The organism is Streptomyces sp. JK94 (assembly GCF_053613315.1).
Window position 1 is genome coordinate 4,354 of record NZ_JBSICH010000054.1, and the last position, 16,265, is coordinate 20,618.

The window sequence follows — 16,265 nt, forward strand, 5'->3', positions numbered from 1 at the left end:
ATGGACAAGGAACAGAAGCTCCGGGACTACCTCCGCCGGGCCAGCGCCGACCTGAAGCGCTCGCGGGAGCGGGTGAGCGAGCTGGAGGCGGCGGCCACCGAGCCCATCGCGATCGTCGGGATGAGCTGCCGCTACCCGGGCGGCGTCAGCAGTCCCGAGGATCTGTGGCGGATGCTGGAGGCCGGTGAGGACGGCATCACCGGCATGCCCGCCGACCGAGGCTGGGAGACGGCCCTCGGCGACGGGCCGGCCGACTTCGCGGGCGGTTTCCTGCACGACGCGCCCGCCTTCGACCCGGACTTCTTCGGCATCTCGCCCCGCGAGGCGCTGTCCATGGACCCGCAGCAGCGGCTCCTGCTGGAAACCGGGTGGGAGGCGTTCGAACGGGCCGGCATCGACCCCGCCGGGGTGCGCGGCAGCCGCACCGGCATGTTCGTCGGCGCCATGCCGCAGGACTACCGGGTGGGCCCCGACGACGACGTGCAGGGCTTCCAGCTCACCGGCAACGCGACCAGCATCCTGTCCGGCCGCCTCTCCTACTTCTTCGGTGCCGTCGGTCCCGCCGTGACCGTCGACACCGCCTGCTCCTCCTCCCTGGTCGCGGTGCACCTGGCGGCACAGTCGCTGCGCGCGGGGGAGTGCTCCCTCGCCCTGGCCGCCGGCGTCACCGTGATGGCGAGCCCCACCACCTTCGTCGAGTTCGCCCGGCAGGGCGGCCTGGCCGGCGACGGCCGCTGCAAGTCCTTCGCCGACGCGGCCAACGGCACCGGCTGGTCCGAGGGCGTGGGCGTGCTCGTCCTGGAACGGCTCTCCGAGGCCCGCCGCAACGGCCACCGCGTCCTGGCGGTGGTCCGCGGCTCCGCGGTCAACCAGGACGGCGCCTCCAACGGCCTGACCGCCCCCAACGGCCCCTCCCAGCGGCGTGTCATCGAGGCGGCCCTGGTCAACGCCCGGCTGACCGCCGCCGACGTCGACGCGGTGGAGGCCCACGGCACCGGCACCGTCCTCGGTGACCCCGTCGAGGCACAGGCCCTCCTGGCCACCTACGGCCAGGGCCGCGATCCCGAACGCCCGCTGCTGCTGGGGTCCGTGAAGTCCAACATCAGCCACACCCAGGCCGCCGCCGGCATCGCCGGCATCATCAAGATGGTCATGGCGATGCGCCACGACCTGCTGCCCCGCACCCTGCACGTGGACCGGCCCTCCGGCCACGTCGACTGGACCGAGGGCGCCGTCCGGCTGCTCACCGAACCCACCGCCTGGCCGGCCCGGCACGGTGCACCGCGCCGGGCCGGCGTCTCCTCCTTCGGCCTGTCCGGCACCAACGCGCACACCATCATCGAGGAGGCCCCGGCCGAGCGGCCCGCCGACGCGGAGGAGAACGGGGCAGCCGCACCCGCCGTCGAGGCCGGCGCACTGCCCTGGCTGCTGTCCGGCCGCACCCCCGAGGCACTGCGCGCCCAGGCCACCCGGCTCCTGGACCACCTGTCCGCGCACCCGGGCGTGCCCGCCCTGGACGTGTCCCACGCCCTGGCCACCACCCGCTCCGCCTTCGAGCACCGGGCGGCGTTCACCGCCACCGGCCGGGACACCGCCGTCGCCGCCCTCACCGCGCTGGCCGCGGGAGAGGACGCCCCCGGCCTGCGCACCCACCAGCTGCGCGGCCGTACCAAGCTCGCCGTGCTCTTCTCCGGCCAGGGCTCCCAGCGGCCGGGCATGGGGCGCGAACTGTACGCCCGCTTCCCCGCCTTCGCGCAGGCCCTCGACGAGGTGCTCGGCCACCTCGACGCCGGCCTCGGGCGCCCGCTGCGCCCCCTGATGTTCGCCGAGGAGGGCAGCGCCGAGGCGGCCCTGCTCGACCGCACCGAGTACGCCCAGCCCGCCCTGTTCGCCCTCGAAGTGGCCCTCTACCGGCTCGTCGAGTCCTTCGGCGTCACCCCCGACCACCTCGCCGGACACTCCGTCGGGGAGATCGCCGCCGCCCACGTGGCCGGCGTGTTCTCCCTGGAGGACGCCTGCACCCTGGTCCTCGCGCGCGGCCGGCTCATGCAGGCGCTGCCCGAGGGCGGCGCCATGGCCTCCCTGGAGGCCACCGAGGACGAGGTCGCCCCGCTCCTGGCCGCACACCCCGGGCAGGTCTCGGTGGCCGCCGTCAACGGCCCCCGGGCCGTGGTCGTCGCCGGCGAGCGCGGCGCGGTCGAGGACGTCGCCTCGCGCATCGCCGCCCTGGGGCGCCGCACCCGCCGGCTGCGGGTCTCGCACGCCTTCCACTCACCGCTCATGGAGCCCATGCTGGAGGAGTTCCGGGCGGTCGTCGCCGGACTCTCCCCGCAGGCCCCCACCATCCCGGTCGTCACCCACCTGACCGGCGCGCCCGCCACCGTCGAGCAGCTGACCTCCGCCGACCACTGGACCGACCACGTCCGGCACGCGGTCCGCTTCGCCGACGGCGTCTCCTGGCTCGCCGGCCACGGCACGGGCCTGTTCCTCGAACTCGGCCCCGACGCCACGCTCGCCGCCCTGACCCGCACCGTCCTGGACGACCAGGGACACGACCGGGCCGCCGTGCTGCCCGCGCTGCGCAAGGACCGCCCCGAGGCCACCGCCCTCACCGAGGCCGCCACCGGCCTGTACCTGCGAGGCACCGCCCTGCGCTGGAAGGGCTGGTTCGAGGGCACCGGCGCCGCCCGCGCCGACCTGCCCACCTACGCCTTCCAGCACCGCCGCTTCTGGCCCAGGGCTGTCACCGGGCCCACCGGCGACCTGCGCTCCGCGGGGCTCGGCGCCGCCCACCACCCGCTGCTCGCCGCCGCCGTCACCCTCGCCAACTCCGACGGCCTGCTCCTCACCGGCCGCCTGTCGGTGCGCACCCACCCCTGGCTCGCCGACCACGCCGTGCGCGGCACCGTACTGCTGGCGGGCACCGCCTTCCTGGAACTGGCCGTGCGGGCCGGCGACGAGGTCGGCTGCGAGCGGGTCGAGGACCTCGCCCTGGCTGCGCCGCTCGCGCTGCCCGAGGACGGCGGGGTGCAGGTCCAGGTGTGGATCGGCAGCCCCGACGAGACCGGCCGCCGGCCCCTGAGCCTGTACTCCCGCCCCGACGGCGAGGAGGACAGGCCTTGGACGCAGCACGCCGAGGGCACCCTCGCCCCCGGCGCCCACCCCTCCGGGGAGACGGAGGAGTTCGACGCCACCGTCTGGCCGCCCGCCGGCGCCGAAAGTGTCGCGCTCGACGGCTTCTACGACGGCCTGGCCGACGCCGGCTTCTCCTACGGACCCGCCTTCCGCGGCCTGCGCGCCGTCTGGCGGCGCGGCGAGGAGACCTTCGCCGAGGTCGCCCTCGAGGCGGGACCGGCCGGCGACGCCGCCGCCTTCGGTCTTCACCCTGCGCTGCTCGACGCCGCCCTGCACGCCACCGCCCTCGCACCGCTGGGCGAGGACGCCCGGGGCGGGCTGCCCTTCGCCTGGCAGGACGTGACCCTGCACGCGAGCGGCGCCACCGAGGCCCGGGTCCGTATCACCGCGGCCGGCGACGACGCCGTCGCCCTGTCCCTCGCCGACACCACCGGCGCGCCCCTCGCCTCGGTCGGCTCGCTGGTGCTGCGCTCCGCCCCCGACGCCCGCGGAGCCGCCGCCTCCGCACTGGGACGGGACGCTCTGTTCGCCCTCGACTGGGTGCGGGTGCCCGGCACCGCGGGGGAGGCCCGCCCCGGCGCCGTCGGCCTGCTCGGCGCCGACCCGTACCACCTGGGCGCCGCCCTCACGGACGCCGGGACGCCGGTCGCCGCCCTCACCGGGGACGGCCCCGCCCTCGGCGCCGGCACGCCCGAGCTGGTGCTCACCTGCCTCACGGGCGACGGCGACGACGTCCCGGCCGCGGTGCACAGCCTCACCGCGCGCGCCCTCACCCGGCTCCAGGAGTGGCTCGCCGCGGACATCCCCCACGGCTCCCGCCTGGTCTTCGTCACCCGGGGCGCGGTCCCCGCGGGCGGGACGGGCGTCACCGACCCCGCCGCCGCGGCCGTCTGGGGCCTCGTGCGCTCCGCCCAGACCGAACACCCCGGCCGCTTCGCCCTGCTCGACCTCGACCCCGGGGCACCCGTGGGCGACGCGCCCGCCGCCCTCACCGCCGCCCTGACCGCCGACGAACCGCAGACCGCCCTCCGCGACGGCACGGTGCTCGGCGCCCGCCTCGCCCGGGTCCGCCCCGGCGACGGCGACGCCGCCACACCCTGGAACCCCGAGGGCACCGTGGTCGTCACCGGCGGCACCGGCGGTCTGGGCGCCGTACTCGCCCGCCACCTGGTCACCGCACACGGCGTACGGCACCTGCTGCTCGCCACACGCCGCGGCCCCGACGCCCCCGGCGCCGCCGGACTCTCCGCCGAACTGCGGGAGTCCGGAGCCGAGGTGACCCTCGCGACCTGTGACGTGAGCGACCCGGAGGCGGTGCGCCGGCTGTTCGCCTCCGTGCCCGCCGACCACCCGGTCACCGGCGTCGTGCACACCGCGGGCACCCTCGACGACGGCCTCGTGGAGTCCCTGACCGAGGAGCGCCTGACCGCCGTCCTGCGGCCCAAGGCGGATGCCGTGTGGCACCTGCACCAGGCCACCCGCGACCTGGACCTCGCCGCGTTCGTGGTGTTCTCCTCCCTCGCCGGCACCACCGGCGCCCCCGCCCAGGCCAACTACGCCGCGGGCAACGCCTTCCTGGACGCCGTGGCCGGCCTGCGCCGGGACGCGGGCCTGCCCGGCCTCTCCCTGGGCTGGGGCCCCTGGGTGCCCACCGGCGGCATGACGGGAGAACTGTCCGAGCAGGAGCTGGAGCGCATGTCCCGCTCCGGCACGCCCCCGCTCACCGCCGAGCAGGGCCTCGCGCTCTTCGACGCCGCCCTCACCCTGCCCCGCGCCGCCGTCGTCCCCGCCCGCCTGGACCTCGCCGTCCTGCGCGGTCACGGCGAGGTGCCGCCGCTGCTGCGCGGTCTGATCCGCACCCGGACCCGCCGCACGGTGCGCACCGGCTCCGAGGCGGCCCTCGGCCTGGCCCAGCGGCTGGCCCGGCTCGACGAGGAGGCCCGCACCGAAACCGTCGTCGACCTGGTCCGCACTCAGACGGCCACCGTGCTCGGACACGCCTCCGCACACGACATCGACCCCGAACGGCCCTTCCAGGAGCTGGGGTTCGATTCGCTGACCGCCGTGGAACTGCGCAACCGGCTGGCCGCGGCCACCGGCCTGCGCACCTCCGCGACCGTCATCTTCGACTACCCGACCGTCGCCGCCCTCGCCGGCCACCTCCTGCGGGAACTGACCGACACCGCTCCCGAGACCGCCGCGCCCGACGCCGGCCCGCAGGCCCGCGCACGCTCGACGGCCGCCACCGCCGACGACCCGATCGTGGTCGTCGGCATGAGCTGCCGCTACCCCGGCGGCGTCACCTCCCCCGACGACCTGTGGCGCCTGGTGACCGAGGGCACCGACGCCATCGGCGGACTGCCCGCCAACCGCGGCTGGGACCTCGACCACCTCTACCACCCCGACCCGGACCACCCCGGCACCTCGTACACCCGCCACGGCGGCTTCCTGCACGACGCGGGCGAGTTCGACGCCGGCTTCTTCGGCATGAGCCCGCGCGAGGCGCTCGCCACCGACTCCCAGCAGCGCCTGCTCCTGGAGGCCTCCTGGACGGCCTTCGAGCACGCCGGGATCGACCCGGTGTCCCTGCGCGGCAGCCGTACCGGCGTCTTCGCCGGCGTCATGTACAGCGACTACTCGGCGACGCTCGCCGACGAGCGCTTCGAGGGCCACCAGGGCAGCGGCACCGCCCCCAGCATCGCCTCCGGGCGCGTCTCCTACGCCCTGGGCCTGGAGGGCCCGGCGGTCACCGTCGACACCGCCTGCTCCTCCTCCCTGGTCGCGATGCACTTCGCGATGCAGGCGCTGCGCGCCGGGGAGTGCTCGCTGGCCCTGGCCGGCGGCGTCACCGTGATGTCCACCCCGACCTCCCTGATCGAGTTCTCCCGCCAGCGCGGCCTGGCGCCCGACGGCCGCTGCAAGGCCTTCTCCGACGAGGCCGACGGCGTCGGCTGGTCCGAGGGCGTCGGCGTGCTGGTCCTGGAGCGCCTGTCCGACGCCCGGCGCAACGGCCACCGCGTCCTGGCCGTCGTCCGGGGTTCGGCCGTCAACCAGGACGGCGCCTCCAACGGCCTGACCGCCCCCAACGGCCCCTCCCAGCAGCGCGTCATCCGCCAGGCCCTCGACGCCGCCGGCCTGACCACCGCCGACGTGGACGCCGTCGAGGCGCACGGCACCGGCACCCCCCTCGGCGACCCCATCGAGGCCCAGGCCCTGCTCGCCACCTACGGCCAGGACCGCGACCCCGAACGACCGCTGCTGCTCGGCTCCGTCAAGTCGAACATCGGCCACACCCAGGCCGCCGCCGGTGCCGCCGGCGTCATCAAGATGATCCAGGCGATGCGCCACGGCGAGCTGCCGCGCACCCTGCACGCCGGCGAACCCTCCCGGCACGTCGACTGGGAGACGGGCGCGGTCGCCCTCGTCCACGAGCACACCCCCTGGCCCGAGACCGGCCGCCCCCGCCGCGCCGCCGTCTCCTCCTTCGGCATCAGCGGCACCAACGCGCACGTCGTCCTCGAACAGGGCGAGCCCGCGAAGGCCCCGGAACCCACCGAGACCGGCCACACCCGTGCCGCGGCCGTCCTGCCCTGGACCCTGTCCGGCCGCACCCGCCCCGCGCTGCGCGCCCAGGCCGCCCGCCTCCTCGCCCACCTCGACTCCCGCCCCGCCGCCACCCCCGCCGACGTCACCCTGTCGCTGGCCACCACCCGCCCGGCCTTCGAGCAGCGCGCCGTCGTCGTCGGCACCGCCGAGGACGCCCGCCGCGCCCTGGCCGCGCTGGCCGCCGACCGCACCGACCCGGCGCTGGTCCTCGGCGAGACGGGCGGCGCGGGCCGCACCGCGCTGCTCTTCACCGGCCAGGGCAGCCAGCGCCCCGGCACCGGCCGCGAACTGTACGAGCGCCACCCGGTGTTCGCCGAGGCACTCGACGAGGTCGTCGCCCACCTCGACCCGCTGCTCGTCGACGCCCCCGCCGGCACCCCGCACGGCTCACTGAAGGACGTGCTGTTCGCCGAGGAGGGCACCCCCGGCGCCGCCGCCCTGTACGAGACCGGCTGGACCCAGCCCGCCCTGTTCGCGCTGGAGACCGCCCTGTACCGGCTCGTCCGCTCCTGGGGCGTGCGCCCCGGCGTGCTGCTCGGCCACTCCATCGGCGGGATCAGCGCCGCCCACGCCGCGGGCGTCCTGTCCCTGGCGGACGCCTGCGCCCTGGTCGCCGCCCGCGCCCGCCTCATGCAGGCCCTCCCCGAGGGCGGCGCCATGTGGTCGCTCCAGGCGTCCGAGGAGGAGGTGCTGCCGCTCCTGGCGGGCCTGGAGGACCGCGTCTCCCTGGCCGCCGTCAACGGGCCCTCGGCCGTCGTCGTCTCCGGCGACGAGGAGCCCGCCGGGCGCATCGCCGCCCACTTCGCCGACCGCGGCCGCACCACCCGCCGCCTGCGGGTCAGCCACGCCTTCCACTCGCCCCGCACGGACGCCGTGCTGGACGCCTTCCGCGAGGTCGCCGAGGGCCTGACCTACCACCGGCCCACCGTGCCCGTGGTCTGCGACCTCACCGGCCGCCCGGCCGAGGGCGACGACCTGCGCACCGCCGAGTACTGGGTGCGGCACGCGCGGTCCACCGTCCGGTTCGCCGACGCGGTGCGCGCCGCCCACCAGGCCGGCGCCGCCACCTTCCTGGAGATCGGCCCCGGCGGCTCCCTGTGCGCCGCCGCCCAGGACGCCCTCGGCGACGACGCGGACACCGACGCCGTCCCGCTGCTGCGCACCGGCCGCCCGGAGGACGAGTCCGCCCTCACCGCACTGGCCCGCCTGCACGTGCGCGGTGTCCGCGTCGACTGGGCCGCCGTCCACCGGGGCACCGGCGCCACCCCCGTCGAACTGCCCACCTACGCCTTCCAGCACGAGACGTACTGGCCGGACACCACCGCGCCCACCGCCCGCCGTACCGCCGACGCCGCCGACCCGGCCGACGCCGCACTGTGGACCGCCGTCGAGTCCGGCGACGCCGCCGGGCTGGCCGGGCTGCTCGGCCTGCGCGACGAGGAGCACGCCTCCCTCTACGCGCTGCTGCCGTCCCTGTCGTCCTGGCGGCGTGCCCGCCAGGAGCGGACCGTCCTGGACGCCGCCCGCTACCGGGTCGCCTGGCACCCCGCGGGCACCGCGGGCGCCCCCGTCCTGGACGGCACCTGGCTCGCCGTCACCACGGCCCCCTCCCGCGCCGACGGGGACACCGGTCCCGGCGCGGACCCCGACGAGGCCGCGGAGGTCCTCGACGCCCTGCGCGGCCACGGCGCCGTCGTCCGGCACCTCGTCCTGGACGACACCCACCTCGACCGCGACCGCCTCGCCGGGGCCCTGCGCGCCGCCGCCGAGACCGCGGCCGACGACGGCGCGGGCCTCAGCGGCGTCCTCTCCCTGCTGCCGCTCGGCGACCCGGCCCGCCCCGAGGGCCTGCCCACCGGCTTCGCCCTCGGCGTCGTCCTCGCCCAGGCCCTCGGCGACACCGGCGTCACCGCCCCGCTGTGGACGGTGACCCGCGGCGCCGTCACCACCGGCCCCGGCGACCTGCTGACCCACCCCGCCCGGGCAGCCGCCTGGGGCCTGGGCCGGGTCGCCGCCCTGGAGCGCCCCGAGCAGTGGAGCGGCCTGGTCGACCTGCCCGGGGTCCTCGACGCCCCCGCCGTCCAGCGCCTGGTCAGCGTGCTCGCCACCCACGAGGGCGAGGACCAGCTCGCCGTGCGCGCCGACGGCACCCTCGCCCGCCGCGTCGTGCGCCACCCCGGCGACGACCTGCCCCGGGAGGACGAGTTCACCGCCTCCGGCACCGTCCTGATCACCGGCGGCACCGGCGGCCTCGGCGCCGAGACCGCCCGCTGGCTCGCCCGGTCCGGTGCCGCCCACCTGATTCTCACCGGCCGCCGCGGCTCCGACGCCCCCGGCGCCGCCGGACTCCGCGCCGAACTGGAGGAACTCGGCGCCCGCGTCACCCTCGTCGCCTGCGACGCCGCCGACCGCGGCGCGCTGGCCGCCGTACTCGACGGCGTGCCCGAGGACGCGCCCCTCACCGGTGTGGTGCACGCCGCCGGCGTCGGCCAGGCCGCCCCGCTGGCCGCCACCCCGCTGGACGAGGTCGCCGCGGCGATGGCCGCCAAGACCCTCGGCGCCGCCCACCTCGACGCCCTGCTCGGCGACCGCGACCTGGACTTCTTCATCCTGGTCTCCTCCGTCGCCGGCGTGTGGGGCAGCGCGGGGCAGAGCGCCTACGCCGCCGCCAACGCCTACCTCGACGCGCTCGCCGAGAACCGCCGCTCCCGCGGCCTCACCGCCACCTCCGTCGCCTGGGGACCCTGGGCCGAGGTCGGCATGGCCAGCGCCCACCGCTCGGTCTCCGAGGGCATCGAGCGCACCGGCCTGCGGCTCCTGCGGCCGGCCACCGCCATGGCCGAGCTGCGCCGTGCCGTCGTACGCGGCGAGAGCGCCGTCACCGTCGCCGACGTCGACTGGGAGCAGTACCACCCGGTCTTCACCGCCGCCCGCGCCAGCCGCCTGTTCGACGCGATCGACTCCGTCGCCGCCCTGGGCGTCCCCGGCACCCCGGGCCCCTCCGGCACGGCCACCGAACTGGCCGGACGGCTCGGCGGCCTCACCGCCGAGGAACAGGAGCGGCTGCTGCTCGACCTGGTGCGCTCCGAGGCCGCCGTCGTCCTCGGCCACACCTCCGCCGAGGGCGTCCCCGCCAAGCGCGCCTTCCGCGACGCCGGCTTCGACTCCCTGACCGCGGTGGAACTGCGCAAGCGGCTCGCCGCCCTCACCGGGCTCACCCTGCCCACCACGCTGGTCTTCGACTACCCGAACCCGGTCGCCCTCGCCCGCCACCTGCGCGGCGAACTCCTGGGCACCGCCGGCCCCGCCGAGCCCGCCGCCGGACCCGGCGCGACCGACGAGCCCATCGCCATCATCGGCATGAGCTGCCGCTTCCCCGGCGGCGTCCGCTCCGCCGACGCGTTCTGGCGGCTGGTCGCCGACAGCACCGACGCCATCTCCGAGTTCCCCGTCAACCGCGGCTGGGACGCGGACGCCCTGTACGACCCCGACCCCGACCGGGCCGGCACCACGTACTCCACGCGGGGCGGCTTCCTGCACGACGCGGGCGAGTTCGACGCCGGCTTCTTCGGCATCTCGCCGCGCGAGGCCCTGGCCATGGACCCGCAGCAGCGCCTGCTCCTGGAGACCACCTGGGAGGCGTTCGAGCACGCCGGCATCGACCCCGCCTCGGTGCACTCCACGCCCACCGGCACCTTCATCGGCTCCACCTACCAGGACTACGGCGTCGGCATGGACGACGGCTCCGCGGGCCACGTCGTCACCGGCTCCAGCCCCAGCGTCCTGTCCGGGCGCCTGGCCTACACCTTCGGCCTGGAGGGCCCGGCGGTCACCGTCGACACCGCCTGCTCCTCCTCCCTGGTCGCGCTGCACCTGGCCTGCCAGTCGCTGCGCAACGGCGAGTCCACCCTCGCCCTGGCCGGCGGCGCCACCGTCATGACCAACCCGATGCCGTTCATCGCCTTCAGCCGGCAGCGGGCCCTCGCCCGGGACGGCCGCTGCAAGGCCTTCTCCGAGGGCGCCGACGGCATGACCCTGGCCGAGGGCATCGGCATGCTCGTCCTGGAGCGCCTCTCCGACGCCCGCCGCAACGGCCACGAGGTCCTCGCCGTCGTCCGCGGCTCCGCCATCAACCAGGACGGCGCCTCCAACGGCCTGACCGCCCCCAACGGCCCCTCCCAGGTCCGCGTCATCCGCCAGGCCCTGAACGCCGCCGGCCTGACCACCGCCGACGTGGACGCCGTCGAGGCCCACGGCACCGGCACCGCCCTCGGCGACCCCATCGAGGCCCAGGCCCTGCTCGCCACCTACGGCCAGGACCGCGACCCCGAGCACCCGCTGCTGCTCGGCTCGGTGAAGTCCAACATCGGCCACACCCAGTCCGCCGCGGGCGTCGCCGGCGTCATCAAGATGGTCCAGGCCATGCGCCACGGCGAACTGCCGCGCACCCTGCACGCCGAGGAGCCCTCCAGCCACATCGACTGGTCCGGCGGCGCCGTCCGCCTGATCACCGAGAACACCGGGTGGAGCCGGACCGACCGCCCACTGCGCTGCGCCGTCTCCTCCTTCGGCATCAGCGGCACCAACGCGCACACCGTCCTGGAGCAGGCACCCCCGGTCCAGGAACCCGCCACGGACCCCGAGCCCACCCTCCCGGCGGGCGGCACCCTGCCCTGGATCCTGTCCGCCGCCACCCCCGCCGCCCTGCGCGAACAGGCCGCCAACCTCGCCGCACACGTCACCACCGACCCCGCGCCGCACCCCGGCGACGTCGGCCACACCCTGATCACCGCCCGCTCCGTCCTGACGCACCGGGCCGTCGCCCTCGGCCCGGACCTCACCGAACTCGCCGACGCCCTCACCGCGTTCGGCGCCGGCGAAGCCACCGCCCGGGTCGTCCAGGGCACCGCCGACACCGACGGGCGCACCGTGTTCGTCTTCCCCGGCCAGGGCTCCCAGTGGGCCGGCATGGGCGCCGAACTCCTCGACACCTCACCCGTCTTCGCCGAACGCTTCCACGAGTGCGCCGCCGCCCTGGCCGCGTACACCGACTGGTCCCTCACCGACGTGATCCGCCGGGCGGACGGCGCCCCCTCCCTGGACCGCGTCGACGTCGTCCAGCCCGCCACCTGGGCCGTGATGGTCTCCCTCGCGCAGCTGTGGCGCGCCCACGGCGTCACCCCCGACGCCGTGATCGGCCACTCCCAGGGCGAGATAGCCGCCGCCGTCGTCTGCGGCGCCCTCTCCCTGGAGGACGGCGCCCGCGTGGTCGCCCTGCGCTCCCAGGCCATCCGCCGCGTCCTGGCCGGGGCGGGCGGCATGATGTCCGTCCAGGTGCCGGCCGCCGAGGCCGAGGAGTACCTGGTCCCGTACGACGGCGCGGTGTCCGTCGCCGCCGTCAACGGGCCCCGCTCGGTGGTCCTGGCCGGCACCCCCCAGGCCCTGGACGCCCTCCAGACCGAGTTCGCCGCCCGCGGCCTGCGCGCCCGCCGGATCGCCGTGGACTACGCCTCCCACTCGCCGCAGGTCGAACGCATCGAGGCGGAACTCCTCGACGTGCTCGCCCCGGTGACGCCCCGCACCCCCCGCCTGCCCTTCCACTCCACCGTCACCGGCGAACTCCTCGACACCGCCCGCACGGACGCCGCCTACTGGTACCGCAACCTGCGGCAGACCGTCCGCTTCGAGGAGACCGTCCGCGCCCTGCTCGACACCGAGCACACCGTCTTCGTCGAGATCAGCCCGCACCCGGTGCTGACCATGGCCGTCCAGGCCACCGCCGAGGACACCGGCCGGCAGGTCGCCGCCGTCGGCACCCTGCGCCGCGACCAGGGCGGCACCGCCCGCTTCCTCACCTCCCTCGCCGAGCAGTGGGTCCGCGGCGGACGCGCCGACTGGAGCGCCGTCTACACCGGCACCGGCGCCCGCACGACACCCCTGCCCACGTACGCCTTCCAGCGCGAGCACCTGTGGGCCCTCGCCGGCCGCCCGCACGGCGGCGGCGCGGGGGACCCGGCCGACGCCGAGTTCTGGAGCGAGGTCGAGCAGGAGGACGTGGACTCCCTCGCCTCCCGGCTCCACCTGGACCGCGACGCGCTCGCCCCGCTGCTGCCCGCCCTGTCCACCTGGCGCAAGGAGCGGCGCGACCGCTCCACCGCCGGCTCCTGGCGCTACCGCGCCACCTGGAAGCCGCTCGGCACGCTGCCCGACGCCGCCCCGGACGGCACCTGGCTGCTCGTCACCGCCGACGGCACCGACCCGGCGTACGCCGGCTTCGTCACGGACACCCTGACCACGCACGGCGCCCAGGTGCTGCCCCTCGCGCTCACCGCCGCCGACACCGATCGGGACGCCCTCGCGGACCGCCTGCGCGCCCTGTGCGCCGGGCCGGCCCCCACCGGCGTGGTCTCGCTGCTCGCCGACGCCGAGGACACCGGAGCCGCCCACCCGGTGCTGACCACCGGCCTCGCGCTGAGCGTGGTCCTGGTCCAGGCGCTCGGCGACGCCGCGATCGACGCGCCCCTGTGGGTCCTCACCAGGGGTGCCGTCTCCACCGGCCGCGCCGACCGCCTCACCCGGCCCGCCCAGGCCATGGTCCAGGGCCTGTCCTGGACGGCCGCCCTGGAACACCCGGAGCGCTGGGGCGGCACCGTCGACCTGCCCGACACACCGGACCGGCGGGCCGGCGAACGGCTCGCCGCCCTGCTGGCCGGCGCCACCGGCGAGGACCAGCTCGCCGTGCGCCCCACCGGCGTCCTCGCCCGCCGCATCACCCCCGCCCCCGCCCCCGCGGGCACCGGCTCCTGGACCCCGCGCGGCACCGTCCTGGTCACCGGCGGCACCGGCACCCTCGGCCCGCACCTGGCCCGCTGGCTCGCCGACCAGGGCGCCCGCGACCTGGTGCTCACCAGCCGCCGCGGCGCGGACGCCGCCGGCGCCGCCGAACTGGTCGCCGAACTCGCCGAGCGGGGCTGCGCCGTGACCGTCGCCGCCTGCGACGTCCGCGACCGCGACGCCGTCGCCGCCCTCCTGGACCGGCTCGCCGCCGAGGGCCGCACGGTGCGCAGCGTCTTCCACACCGCCGCCGTCATCGAGCTGCAGTCCATCGAGGAGACCAGCCTCGACGCGTTCGCCAGGGTCGTGCACGCCAAGACCGCCGGCGCCGCACACCTGGACGAACTCCTCGACGACGACCAGCTCGACGCGTTCGTGCTGTACTCCTCCACCGCCGGCATGTGGGGCAGCGGCCGGCACGCCGCATACGTCGCCGCCAACGCCCACCTCAACGCCCTCGCCGAACACCGGCGCGCCCGCGGCGCCCGGGGCACCGCGGTCTCCTGGGGCATCTGGGCCGACGACATGAAGCTCGGCCGGGTCGATCCCGGCCAGATCCGGCGCAGCGGCCTGGAGTTCATGGACCCCCAGCTGGCCCTGACCGCCCTGCGGCAGGTCCTCGACGGTGACGAGGGCGCGCTGGCCGTCGCCGACGTCGACTGGGACCGCTACCACCCGGTCTTCACCTCCTCGCGCCCCACCGACCTCTTCGCGGAGGTGCCCGAGGTCCGCAGGATCACCGAGGAGAGCGCGGCCCGTTCCGCCGGGGGCGGCGAGTTCACCGCCCGGCTGCGCGCCCTGCCCGCCGGCGAGCAGGACCGCCTCCTGCTCGACCTGGTGCGCTCCGAGGCCGCCACCGTCCTCGGCCACGCCTCCCCGGAGGTGCTGTCCGAGCGGCGCGCCTTCCGCGACGTCGGCTTCGACTCGCTCACCGCCGTCGACCTGCGCAACCGGCTCGCCACGGTCACCGGCCTCACCCTGCCCAGCACCCTGGTGTTCGACTACCCGGACCCGCTCACCCTCGTCGGGCACCTGCGCGAGCTGATCGGCGGGCCCGCCACCGGCACCGGCGGCCCCGTCCGCACCGCGGCCGCCGCCGACGAACCCATCGCCATCGTCGCCATGAGCTGCCGCTTCCCCGGCGGCGTCACCTCCCCCGAGGCCCTGTGGGACCTCGTCGCGGCCGGCGCCGACGCCATCACCGGCTTCCCCGCCGACCGCGGCTGGGACGCGGACGCCCTGTACGACCCCGACCCCGACCGGCCCGGCACCACCTACTCCACGCAGGGCGGCTTCCTGCACGACGTGGCCGACTTCGACGCCGGCTTCTTCGGCATCTCGCCGCGCGAGGCCCTGGCCATGGACCCGCAGCAGCGGCTCCTGCTGGAGACCGGCTGGGAGGTCATGGAACGCGCCGGGATCGACCCCGCGACCCTGCGCTCCAGCCGCACCGGCACCTTCATCGGCGCCAGCTACCAGGACTACACGGCCGGCGGCGCCGGCTCCGAGGGCGCCGAGGGCCACCTGATCACCGGCACCATCTCCAGCGTGATGTCCGGGCGCCTGGCCTACACCTTCGGCCTGGAGGGCCCGGCGGTCACCCTGGACACCGCCTGCTCCTCCTCCCTGGTGGCACTGCACCTGGCCTGCCAGTCGCTGCGCAACGGCGAGTCCACCCTCGCCCTGGCCGGCGGCGTCAGCGTCATGGCCACCCCGCAGGCCTTCACCGGCTTCAGCCGCCAGCGCGCCATGGCCCCCGACGGCCGCTGCAAGGCCTACGCCGAGGGCGCCGACGGCATGAGCCTGGCCGAGGGCGTCGGCCTGGTCCTGGTCGAGCGCCTGTCCGACGCCCGCCGCAACGGCCACCCCGTCCTCGCCGTGATCCGCGGCTCCGCCGTCAACCAGGACGGCGCCTCCAACGGCCTGACCGCCCCCAACGGCCCCTCCCAGGCCCGCGTCATCCGTCAGGCGCTCGCCGACGCCGGGCTCACCCCGGGAGAGGTGGACGTCGTCGAGGGCCACGGCACCGGCACCGCCCTCGGCGACCCCATCGAGGCGCAGGCGCTGCTCGCCACCTACGGCCAGGACCGGCCCGGCGACCGGCCGCTGCTGCTCGGTTCGGTGAAGTCCAACATCGGCCACACCCAGATGGCCTCCGGCATCGCCGGTGTCATGAAGACGGTCATGGCGATGCGCCACGGGACCGTCCCGCGCACCCTGCACGTGGACGCCCCCTCCCGCCACGTCGACTGGACCTCCGGCGCCATCGACCTGGCCACCGAGACCGTGCCCTGGCCCGAGACCGGCCGCCCGTACCGGGCGGGCATCTCCTCCTTCGGCCTGTCCGGCACCAACGTCCACACCATCGTCGAGCAGGCCCCCGGGCAGCCGGAGCCCGCCGCGGCCCCGGAGCCCGCCGCAGCCGGCCCGGACACGCTGCCCGCGGGCGTCCCCGTGGTGCTGTCCGCCCGTACCGCCGACGCCCTGCGCGAGCAGGCCGCCCGTCTCCTCGACCACCTGACGGACCACCCGGAGCTGCCGCTGGTGGACGTGGCCCACTCGCTGGCCACCACCCGTGCCGCCCTGGAACACCGGGCCGCCGTCCTGACCGACGACCGGCGCGGACTGGAGCGTGCGCTGACCGCGCTGCGCGACGGCACCCCCGACACCTCCCTGGCCGCCGGCACCCC

Annotated in this window: 1 protein-coding gene (running past one end of the window); it reads left to right on the forward strand. The window is 76.7% G+C overall.

Translation table 11 applies throughout. The annotated features are described in order from the left end of the window. On the forward strand, positions 1 to 16,265 hold the 5' portion of the coding sequence (locus tag ACVV2G_RS32135; RefSeq protein WP_453846319.1) for a type I polyketide synthase. It continues 12,565 nt past the right edge of the window; only the first 16,265 of its 28,830 coding nucleotides appear in the window; its start codon is at positions 1 to 3; its stop codon lies beyond the right edge, outside the window.